Annotated in this window: 7 protein-coding genes; 5 read left to right on the top strand and 2 right to left on the bottom strand. The window is 70.3% G+C overall.

All coding sequences use genetic code 11. From position 1 onward, the window contains the following. Window positions 1-193 precede the first annotated feature (193 nt). Both AC1DYG_RS16815 and AC1DYG_RS16810 read left to right on the top strand, forming a co-directional pair. On the top strand, window positions 194-1,939 hold the full coding sequence (locus AC1DYG_RS16815) for a DNA polymerase (protein ID WP_477641019.1): 1,746 nt from the start codon (window positions 194-196) through the stop codon (window positions 1,937-1,939). Window positions 1,940-2,038: 99 nt separating this feature from the next. Beyond that, a complete protein-coding gene (locus AC1DYG_RS16810) occupies window positions 2,039-2,842 on the top strand; it encodes a DUF1206 domain-containing protein (protein WP_477641018.1) in 804 nt (267 codons plus the stop codon). 38 nt (window positions 2,843-2,880) lie between these two features. Here AC1DYG_RS16810 and AC1DYG_RS16805 read toward each other — a convergent pair whose 3' ends face one another. Continuing rightward, window positions 2,881-3,816 carry a PAC2 family protein gene (locus AC1DYG_RS16805; RefSeq protein ID WP_477641017.1) on the bottom strand — a complete coding sequence of 312 codons (936 nt, stop codon included), beginning with the start codon at window positions 3,814-3,816 and terminating at the stop codon, window positions 2,881-2,883. Between the two features lie 63 nt (window positions 3,817-3,879). Here AC1DYG_RS16805 and AC1DYG_RS16800 point away from each other — a divergent pair, with 63 nt between their 5' ends. The 3 genes from AC1DYG_RS16800 to AC1DYG_RS16790 all read left to right on the top strand — a co-directional run bounded on the left by AC1DYG_RS16800 (window position 3,880) and on the right by AC1DYG_RS16790 (window position 6,435). Then, entirely contained in the window at window positions 3,880-4,026 is a 147-nt protein-coding gene (locus AC1DYG_RS16800; RefSeq protein ID WP_477641016.1) for a hypothetical protein, read from the top strand. Between the two features lie 82 nt (window positions 4,027-4,108). Then, the gene (locus AC1DYG_RS16795; RefSeq protein ID WP_477641015.1) at window positions 4,109-4,756 is read left to right on the top strand and encodes a TetR-like C-terminal domain-containing protein; all 648 of its coding nucleotides are present in this window, start codon (window positions 4,109-4,111) and stop codon (window positions 4,754-4,756) included. A 125-nt stretch (window positions 4,757-4,881) separates the two neighbouring features. Further along, window positions 4,882-6,435, top strand: a complete 1,554-nt coding sequence (locus AC1DYG_RS16790) for an MFS transporter (protein ID WP_477641014.1) — start codon at window positions 4,882-4,884, stop codon at window positions 6,433-6,435. Window positions 6,436-6,508: 73 nt separating this feature from the next. Here the strand turns inward: AC1DYG_RS16790 and hrpA are convergent, their stop codons facing one another. Beyond that, window positions 6,509-10,423: an ATP-dependent RNA helicase HrpA gene (gene hrpA / locus AC1DYG_RS16785; protein WP_477641013.1), complete on the bottom strand. Its 3,915-nt coding sequence runs from the start codon at window positions 10,421-10,423 to the stop codon at window positions 6,509-6,511. Window positions 10,424-10,426: the final 3 nt, after the last annotated feature.

Below are 10,426 nucleotides of genomic sequence, written 5' to 3'. Positions count from 1 at the left end.
CCCCAGCCTCCCCAGCCTCCCCAGCCTCCCCAGCCTCCCCAGCCTCCCCAGCCTCCCCAGCCTCCCCTTTATCGGGTTACCCGATAAAGGGGAGCTGCACCCGGGAACGGTTCCGGGGCGAAGCGCACCCTTGTCGGGTGAAGCACCCGCGACCGACCGGGTCGTCGGTCCCGGGTGCGAGGATGTGGCCGTCATGCCTGCTGCCCACGTCGCGTTCGTCGCCACAGCGGACGGTCGCGCCGCGATCGTGGGCGAGGACGTCCAGCTCGTGGGCCCAGTGGGCCAGCTCGTCCCCCGGGCGGCCGACCTCGAGGAGGCCGGTGACGTTCGCTGGGTCTGGTGGTCCGCGGGCGGCGACGCCACCGCTCTCGTCGCGGCGGGGGTGCCGGTGAACCGCTGCTGGGACGTGGCCGAAGCCCATCGCCTGCTCGCCGGCGGGTGGGAGGCGACGCCGCAGGTGGCGTGGGCCGCGGCATACCGGCTGGATCGCGCGGGCCTGCCCGCAGCGACGCGCGGCGATCTCTTCGACTTCCACACCACCGAGCCCTCGTCGACGACGTCGACCGCGACGGCGTCGGGGACGGGAGGACTGGGCACCGACGTGCACACGGGTTTGTCGGTGGTGAGGTCCGACGGCTACCTCGACCCCGACGCGGGCACGCCCACGTGGTTGCCCGACGACGAGACGGTGGTGGCGTGGGGCAGGGCGGCCGTCGCCTGCGCGGCCGCCCAGGAGGCCGCCCTGGCAGCGGTGGGCCCGCGGTCGGTGGCGGCAGCCCACTCCGAGTCCGCGGCAGCGTTCCTGTGTGTCGAGCTCGCCCGCGACGGCCTGCCCGTCGACCGGGCGACCGCCGAACGGATGATCGCGGAGGCGGCCGGCGCCCGCCCCGAGAACGAGGCGGACGCGCGACGGATCCGCGCCGAACGCGACCTGCAGGTGCTCTCCCACACGCCCGGCCGCGAGTCCACGGATCTGCGAAACCCGTTGCAGGTCAAGGAGCTCCTCGCCTCCGTCGGGGTTGTCGTACCCAACACGCGCAAGTGGGTGCTCGAGCCGTTCCGCGAAACCCATGCCGTCGTGGGCGCCCTCCTGGAGTGGCGCAAGGCCGAACGCATCGCGACCACCTACGGCTACTCCTGGCTCGACGCCCACGTGGGGCCGGACGACCGGCTGCGTGGCGGGTGGACCGCCTGCGACGGAGCAGCTGGACGGATGACGGCGCAGAACGGCCTCCACAACCTGCCCACGTCGCTGCGCCCAGCCGTGGCCGCCCACCCCGGCCACGTCTTCGTCCGCGCAGACCTCGGCCAGATCGAACCGCGAGTCCTGGCGGCGGTCTCCGGCGACGCGGCCTTCGCTGCGGCCACCCGGGCCGACGACCTCTACGCACCGGTGGCGGCCGCCTTGGGAGTCGAGCGTCCGGTGGCCAAGATCGCGGTCCTCGCGGCGATGTACGGCCAGCGCAGCGGGGCCGCCGGCGAGGCGCTCAAGGACCTCGAGCGCACCTACCCGGTCGCCATGGGCTACCTCGATGCCGCGTATGCCGCGGGGTTGCGGCGCGAGCCGCTGCGCACCTTCGGTGGTCGGCTGATCCGCCTGGACGCGGTCCTGGCCGAGGTGCCCGCCGATGGCACGGCGGCCTACGACGCCGCGCGCGGTCGGTTCGCCCGCAACGCCGTGATCCAGGGCAGCGCGGCCGAGCTGTTCAAGGCGTGGGCGGCCACAGTCAGGGTCACGACACGAGACCTCGGCGCCCAGATCGTGCTGTGCCTGCACGACGAGCTGCTCGTGCACGTCCCGGAGGAGAACGCCGCCGAGGCCAGAACGCGTCTCGAGCGTGCCCTGACCGACAGCGCACGCCGGTGGACGGGATCGACGCAGGTGCGGTTCGTCGCCGAGGCCTCGATCATCCGTCGCTGGTCCGAGGCCAAGGACTAGCACCCACACCTTGGACCGAGGACCCAGACCCACCGGGCCGCGGACCATTGCGCACTCACAAACCCCCTGACCTGCGCGGATGCGTGGTTAGGTGGTGACATGGACCCCCAGGACGTCAAGCAGGCCGCCTCCAAGGCATCAGACCACCCCGCTCTCGAGGCCGCCGCGCGGGTGGGTTACGCCACCAGTGGCCTGCTCCACCTGCTGATCGGCTGGATCGCCCTCCAGGTGGCCTTCGGCGGCAGCGGCGGCAAGAACGCCGACCAGAGCGGCGCGCTGGCGTCCCTCGCCGGCAACGGGGCGGGCAAGGCGGCCCTGTGGATCGGCGTGGTCGGCTTCCTCGGCCTGGCCCTCTGGCAGGTGACCGATGCCATCGTGGGACACCCCGGCGACGACAAGGACGCGTGGGGCGGCCGCGCAAAGGCCGCGGGCAAGGCGGTCATCTATCTCGCGCTCGCCTGGTCGGCCTTCCAGTTCGCCCGGGGCAAGTCGAGCGACAGCCGCAACCAGAGCGTCGACTTCACCGCCAAGCTGCTGGACAAGCCCGGTGGGCGCGCCCTCGTGGTCGTCATCGGACTGGCGATCATCGGCGTCGGCATCTACCACGTCCACAAGGGGTGGACGAAGAAGTTCCTCCAGGACCTGCAGGACCACCCCGGCACGTGGGCGACGCGAGCCGGCCGCGTCGGCTACATCGCCAAGGGCATCGCCCTGGTCATCGTCGGATTCCTCTTCGCCGCAGCCGGTGTGCACAAGCAGGCCAAGGAGGCCACCGGCCTCGACGGTGCGCTCAAGTCACTCCGCGACCAACCCTTCGGCCCCGCGCTGCTCGTCGTGATGGCGGCCGGTTTCGCGGCGTTCGGTCTCTACAGCTTCTCGCGCGCCAGGCACGCCAAGGTCTGACGCGGGCCGAGCACTCACTGACGCGGGGGCGCGAGCACTCAGCTGGGGTTGCCCTCGCCGGTGGCCTCGTCATCGGCGACGTCGCGCAGGAACTGCTCGAACTCGGCGCCGATCTCGTCGGCCGACGGCAGCTCGCTCACGTCGGTCGCGAGCAGGCTCGGCTTCTGACGACCCTCGCTGAACGTGTCGTACTGGCGCTCCAGCGCGGCGATCACCTGGGACACCTCGTCGGACCCCTCGATCTCGCGGGCGATCTCGGCCCGGTTCAGCCCGGCCTGTGCGATGAGGTCGTCGATGGGCAGGTTCAGCCCGGTCGCGGCGGTGATCGCGTTGAGCGCGGTCACGGCGCCGTCGGCGAACTCTGCCTGGGCGAGGTAGTGCGGGACGTGCACGGCGAACCCGAGGGCGTCGTGGCCTGACTCCCCCAGCCTCAGCTCGAGCAGGGAGGAAAGGCTCGCCGGCACCTCGACACGACCGAACGGGTTGTCCTGCAGGGGAATCAGCCGCGGGTCGGTCGCGTGGGACGTGAGCCCGATCGGGCGGGTGTGCGGGACGGCCATCGGGATGCCGTGGGCACTGACGACGAGGTTGACGCCGAGGAGGACCACGAGCTGACGGACCGCCTCGGTCATCCGCTCCCACTGGAAGTCCGGCTCGGGCCCGGTCAGCAGCAGGTAGGGCGTGCCGTCCCGGTCGACGAGGCGGTGCAGCGCCAGGCACGGGTCGTCGTAGCTCAGCCAGCGGTTGGAGTCGAAGACCATGGCGGGCCGACGGCCGCGGTAGTCGAGCATCTGGTCGGTGTCGAAGGACACGACGACGGTCGACTCGCCGGAGCCGAGGAGGTGGTCGGTGAGGATCCGCTGCGTGTGACCCGCGTCCATGAAGCCGCCGAGCGCGACGACCATGACCGACGCCCGCAGCTCCTGCGGGTCGGTGTCGGTCTCGAAGTGGTAGAGCTCGGATGGGTTCAGCACGGCTACTCCAGCGATAGGTGCCCAGGTCTCATGGGCTAGTCAGGTCTTTGCTTCTCTCCCGGGATGCTGGCAGGCATCCCGGTCCACAATGCCAACGCTTCAGCATGGCAGGGGATTCCGTGGCTCACCTCCACCACGAGCGCGACATCCGTCACCGGTCTCAATGTGACGCCGGTCACACTTGCCGGGTTTGTGGAATGGGCGGCCTGACCCTAGAGTTGGATGAAACGAAACAGTTTCGTACCATCCACTCGACACACAGACCCGTCACAGAAAACTCGAGGAAGACAGCGTGACTCCCACCAGCACCGCCTCCACCACCCTGGGGACCCAGGAAGCGCCCGAACCGGCGCGCCCCCGGCCCCGGGTCGAGGGCGACCGCGAACGGGAGATCCTCGAGGCGGCGCTCGAGACCCTGGCCGACGTGGGATACGACCGCCTCAACTTCGACGCCGTGGCCAGTGCCGCCAAGGCCTCGAAGGCCACTCTCTACCGTCGCTGGCCGGGAAAGGTCGACCTGGTCATCGACGCGCTCCAGCTGATGATCGGGGTCGAGGCCGACCGCTTCCCCGACACCGGCAGCCTGCGCGGTGACCTCATTGCCCAGGCCTGTGCCAAGGGTGGCATCGGCGAGGACCTCCCCGTCCAGGTGTTTGCCGCCCTGCTCGGGTCGCTGCACCGCGACCCCGAGCTTCGTGAGGCCATCATGACCCGCCTCATGGCACCCAAGATGGCGGTCACGCTCAAGACCTTCCGCGCCGCCCAGCTGCGCGGGGAGATCGGCAACGGCGCCGACCTGGAAATGCTGGCACGCCTGCTGCCGGCCATCTGTATCCACGAGGCGATGCTGACGGGCACCAACCCGTCACAGGAGCGCCTCATCTCCCTGGTGGACAGCGTCGTCCTCCCCGCCTGCGCCGCGACCCTGCAGCGCGGCTGACCACCGCTCGATCTCTCCACCGCTGCACCCCACCGCAGCACCCCACCACGTCACCGTGACGTCGTCTGACACCACGTCAGCTGGCACCACGCCATCTCCCACCACCCACCTCAGAAGGATCCACCATGTCTTCGACCGCTGTCGTCGAGTCCGTCTCGACCCCGCAACCCGAGGCCGCGCCCAGCGGCAAGGGCCGTCACCTGGGCATCGCCCTGACCGTCATCACGGCCGCCCAGCTCATGGTCGTGCTCGACGGCACCATCGTGAACATCGCGATGCCGCACATCATGGCCGACCTCGGCTTCACCCCCGAGAACCTCTCGTGGGTCGTCACGGCCTACACGCTCGCCTTCGGTGGGCTGCTGCTCCTCGGTGGCCGCCTCGGTGACCTGTTCGGCCGCCGCAAGGTCTTCATGACGGGTGTGCTCGTCTTCGCCGGCGCCTCCCTCCTCGGGGGCCTCGCCCAGACCGAGGGCATGCTGCTCGGCGCCCGTGCGCTGCAGGGCATCGGTGCCGCGCTCGCGTCACCCACCGCCCTCGCCCTGATCACCACCACCTTCCCGGCCGGCCCTGCGCGCAACCGCGCCATGGGTGTGTATGCCGCGATGTCCGGTGCCGGTGCGGCCGTGGGTCTCATCCTCGGTGGCGCCCTGACCGAGATCGACTGGCGCTGGACGATGTTCATCAACGTGCCGATCGGCCTCGTCGTCGCCTTCCTCGCCCCTCGCTTCCTCCCCGAGTCCGCGCGCGGCAAGGGCCGGATCGACGTCCCCGGAGCGATCCTGGGCACCGGTGGCCTGGTGTCCCTCGTCTACGGCCTCACCAACGCCGCCAGTGACTCCTGGACCTCGGCCACCACCCTCACCACCCTCATCGCCGGTGTCGCGATGCTGGTCGCCTTCGTCGTCGTCGAGATGCGTTCCACCCACGCCCTCATGCCGATCCGCATCCTGGCCGACCGCACCCGCGGCACGTCCTTCGCCGTGATGCTGATCATCGGTGCCGCGATGTTCGCGATGTTCTACTTCCTCGGCCTCTACATCCAGCAGGTGCTGGGCTACTCGCCACTGAAGTCCGGCTTCGCCTTCCTGCCGTTCTCGGCCGGCATCGTCGTAGCAGCCCAGATCGCCTCCACCCTGATGAGCCGCGTGGACCCCCGGTGGATCGCCGGGGTGGGCACGCTGCTCGCCGCGACCGGCATGTTCGGGTTCGCCCAGCTCGAGGTCGACAGCTCGTACGCCACTGGCCTGCTCCCCTGGGTCACCATCCTCGCGGTGGGCATGGGCCTGGTCTTCGTGCCGATGACGCTCACTGCGACCGCCGGCGTGGCTGAAGAGGACTCCGGAGTCGCCTCTGCGGTGCTCAACACCATGAGCCAGGTCGGCGGCGCCCTGGGACTGGCGACCCTGAGCACGGTATTCGCAAGCAGCGCCAAGGACCGGGGTGCCGAGCTCGGCGCCGCGCTTCAGGCCAAGGTGGCCTCAGGGTCGCTGTCCCCCGAGCAAGTCCAGGCCGCGCAGCACCAGATCGCGCTGCAGGCGCAGACGTTCGGCTCCAGCCACGCCTACCTGGTGGCCGGGGCGATGATCATCGTCGGGTCGCTGATCACGTTCGGCTTCCTCAATGTCAAGCACGAGTCGCTGTCGTCCGAGGGTCACGAGAACGTCCACCTCGCCTGACCCTGTCACAGCACCGACGAGGGCTCCGACCACCTGTGGTCGGGGCCCTCGTCCGTGCCACCCTGCGCAGGGCTCAGCCGAGGGCGGCGATCGCGGCGCGAATCCGCTTCTCCGACACCGGGTATGCCGTTCCGAGCCCGTTCGCGAACAGGCTCACCCTCAGCTCCTCGACCATCCACCCCACGTCGCGGACCGGGCCCGACCGGCGCTCGACGGGCGGCAGGGAGTCGAGCAGGTCGGCATACGCGATCTCGACACGGTCGACGACCTCCTGGTTGGCCGCGTCGCGTGTCAGCGCGGCCGGGGACGATGGCGCCTTCTCGAGACGCTGCAGCATCGCCTTGAGGTAGCGGCGCAGCGCCGCCAGGTGGGCAAGTCCGGTGTCGGCCACGAAGCCGCCGTAGACGAGGCTGTCGAGCTGCGCGCGCACGTCCGCCACGAGTGCGGACGTCGCTGGTGCGGTCATGGCCTCGAGCCGCACCCGCACCTCGTTGGCGGCCGCCAGCACCGGCTCGACCTCGCCGACGACCATCAGCACGCGCGTTGCGACGTGGGTGCGGACGGACGCGAGCACCTCCTCGAAGGCATCCGCGTCGCGGACGCCATCGGCTCCAGCCCCCTCGCCACCGCGTTCGAGGACGATCGCGTCGACGGCACACGCAAGGGCGTCCTCCAGCAGGGCGGGCACCGACCCGTGCGGGTTGTTGCCGAGCGCGAGCTTCTGGGCGTTGCTGAGCGACGACAGCACCCGTTTCCACGGAGCGGTCGTGTTGAGGAGCAACAGCCTCCGCACCCCCAGCGCAGTGGCCGCGTCAGCCTCTCGCTCCCCAGTCATCACGACCAGGTCCACGCTGTCGCCGCGGTCGACGAGGGCCGGGTAGCCCTGGACCGTGCGACCGCCCGATGCCGACTCGAAGGTGCGCGGCAGGTCGCCGAAGTCCCACTGCCGCAAACCTTTTCGCTCGACATCGGCACCGGCGCGGGACACTCGCCGCTGCACCTGTCCGGCAAGCTGCTCCTGGAGGGCGCCCAAGTCCTTGCCGCTGCCCAGCACACGTCCGCTGCCGTCCTCGACGGCGAAAGTGATGCGCAGGTGGTCGGGGACGCGGTCCGGCGCGAACTGTTCGGGCGGCACCTGGATGCCGGTGCGTGCGCGCAGCACCCGCGCGAGCTCGTCAGCCAGCCGTCGGTCGCCACCGGACTGGGCCTGCGCGAGAGCGGCAGCCGCGTGGTCCGGCGCAGGCACGAAGTGCACCCGGGTCGCCTTCGGCAAGGACCGCAGCAGCGCGGTCGCAAGCTCCTCCCGCAGCCCCGGCACCTGCCAGTCGAAGCCCGTGTCGGACATCTGATTGAGCACCTGGACGGGGATGTGGACCGTGACACCGTCGGCCGCTGCACCCGGCTCGAACTGGTAGGTGACCGGGAGCTCGATGCCGCCCTGGGTCCACGTCCGCGGGTAGTCGAGCGCGGACACGCCCTCTGCGCTCTCGCGGGTGAGGAGCTCTTCGGTGAAGGTCAGCAGCTGCGGCGTCTGCCGGCGGACGTCCTTCCACCACCGGTCGAAGTGGCGCTGGGACACCACCTCAGCGGGCACTCGTGCGTCGTAGAACGCCACGAGGTCTTCCTCGTCGACGACGATGTCGCGCCGTCTGGCGCGTTCCTCGAGCTCCGACAGTCGTTGCAGCAGAGCCTGGTTCGCCCTGAAGAACTCGTGGTGGGTGTCCCAGTCTCCCTCGACCAGGGCGTGCCGGATGAACAGGTCACGCGACTCCTCGGGGTTGATCCGCGAGTACTGGACGGTGCGCGCCGCCACCAAGGGGACGCCGTAGAGCGTGACCCGCTCGGTCGCCACCACCGCACCCTGCTTGCGCGACCACCGGGGCTCGGAGTAGGTGCGCTTCACCAGGTGGGGGGCGAGCCGCTCCGCCCAGATCGGGTCGATCCGGGCGTTGCTCCGCGCCCACAGCCGGGTCGTCTCGACCAGCTCGGCAGACATCACCCAGGTCGGCTGGCGGCGGAACAAGGTCGACCCCGGCGAGATGCCGAACCGGGCACCGCGGGCACCCAGGTAGTCGCGCTTGGCCTCGTCACGCAGCCCGATGTGGGACAGCAGACCGGACAGCAGCGCCTGGTGGATGAGGTCGGCGTCGGGCGGCTCCCCGGGGGCGGCGGTCGCCGCCTTGGTGTCGATGCCGACGTCCTGGCAGGCCTTGCGCAACTGGCTGTGGAGGTCCTGCCACTCCCGCACTCGCAGGTAGTGCAGGTACTCCGTGCGACACATCCGCCGAAAAGCGCTGTGGGACAACGCCTTCTGCTGTTCCTTGAGATAGGCCCACAGATTCAGCAGCGACACGAAGTCGGAGTGCTCGTCGCGGAACCTCGCGTGCGACTGGTCGGCCTGGGTCTGCTTGTCGGCGGGTCGCTCGCGGGGGTCCTGCATCGACAGGGCGGCGACGATGACCAGCACCTCACGGGTGCAGCCCAACGTGCCCGCCTCGATCAGCATGCGACCCAGCCGCGGGTCCACGGGGAGCCGTGCCAACGACGTCCCGTATGCCGTCAGCCTCCTCCCGCGACCACGATGCCTTCCGGTCGGGGGCGCGTCGGCGTCGGCGACGGTGTCGAAGGCCTGCAGCTCCTCCAGCAGCCGGATGCCGTCGGCGACCTGGCGGGCGTCCGGGGCGTCCACGAACGGGAAGGCCGCGATGTCGCCGAGGCCCAGCGAGGTCATCTGGAGGATGACGGACGCGAGGCTGGTGCGCTGGATCTCCGGCTCGGTGAACTCGGGCCGCGCCTCGTAGTCCTCCTCAGAGTAGAGCCGGATGCAGATGCCGTCCGCGAGGCGCCCGCAGCGACCGGCGCGCTGGTTCGCACTCGCCTGCGAGATCCCCTCGATCGGCAGCCGCTGCACCTTGGTGCGCTGGGAGTACCGCGAGATGCGTGCGGTGCCGCCGTCGACGACGTAGCGGATGCCCGGCACGGTGAGCGACGTCTCGGCGACGTTCGTGGCCAACACGATTCGTCGTCCGGTGGCCCGTCCGAAGACCTTGTGCTGCTCCGCGGCGGAGAGCCGGGCATAGAGCGGCAGCACCTCCGTCTGCGGCAGCTTCATGCTCTCGAGCGCGTCGGCGGTGTCGCGGATCTCGCGCTCCCCCGAGAGGAACACGAGGATGTCGTGACCGGTCCCGTCCGCAGCGCGCTCGGTCCACAGCTCCTCGACGGCTTCACACACGCCCGTGACCTGGTCCCGCTCTTCTGCGTCGGGCCGCTGCGGGTCGACGAGCGGGCGGTAGCGGACCTCGACGGGGTAGGTGCGGCCTGACACCTCGATGATCGGCGCTGCCTCCCCCGACACCGGGTCACAGAAGTGTTCCGCGAAGCGCTGCGGGTCGATCGTCGCGGAGGTGATGACGACCTTGAGGTCGGGCCGCTTCGGGAGGAGCTGCTTGAGGTAGCCGAGGATGAAGTCGATGTTCAGCGACCGTTCGTGCGCCTCGTCGATGATGATCGTGTCGTACTTGCGCAGCAGGCGGTCTCGTTGCATCTCGTTGAGCAGGATGCCGTCGGTCATCACCTTGACGAGGGTGGTGTCGCTGCTCTGGTCGGTGAAACGCACCTGGTAGCCGATCGCGCCACCGAGCTCGACCTCGAGCTCCTCGGCGATGCGCTCGGCCACCGAGCGCGCGGCGATGCGCCGCGGCTGGGTGTGTCCGATCAGTCCCGCCTGCCCGCGCCCCACCTCGAGGCAGATCTTGGGCAGCTGGGTCGTCTTGCCCGAGCCCGTCTCCCCCGCGACGATGACGACCTGGTGGTCGCGGATCGCAGCAGCGATGTCGTCCTTGCGCGCGACGACCGGCAGCTCCGGGGGGTACTTGAGCTCCGGCACGGGGGGCGGCACCCGCAGGGGGTGGGGTGGCCCCTGTCGATGTCCCTGTCGACGTGGCCGCCGAGACCGGGACCGCTGCTCGGAGGACACGGGCGAAATCATACG

This window comes from Pedococcus sp. P1_H8, from assembly GCF_056405175.1.
The sequence above is the reverse complement of the archived record's forward strand: the minus strand, read 5'-3'. Positions and strand labels throughout refer to the sequence as shown.

What these genes read in the sequence shown, in the direction of transcription:
- AC1DYG_RS16815 (WP_477641019.1), top strand. Translation starts at nt 194, where the DNA reads ATGCCTGCTGCCCACGTCGCGTTCGTCGCCACAGCGGACGGTCGCGCC.
- AC1DYG_RS16810 (WP_477641018.1), top strand. Translation starts at nt 2,039, where the DNA reads ATGGACCCCCAGGACGTCAAGCAGGCCGCCTCCAAGGCATCAGACCAC.
- AC1DYG_RS16800 (WP_477641016.1), top strand. Translation starts at nt 3,880, where the DNA reads ATGCTGGCAGGCATCCCGGTCCACAATGCCAACGCTTCAGCATGGCAG.
- AC1DYG_RS16790 (WP_477641014.1), top strand. Translation starts at nt 4,882, where the DNA reads ATGTCTTCGACCGCTGTCGTCGAGTCCGTCTCGACCCCGCAACCCGAG.
- hrpA (WP_477641013.1), bottom strand. Translation starts at nt 10,423, where the DNA reads ATGATTTCGCCCGTGTCCTCCGAGCAGCGGTCCCGGTCTCGGCGGCCA.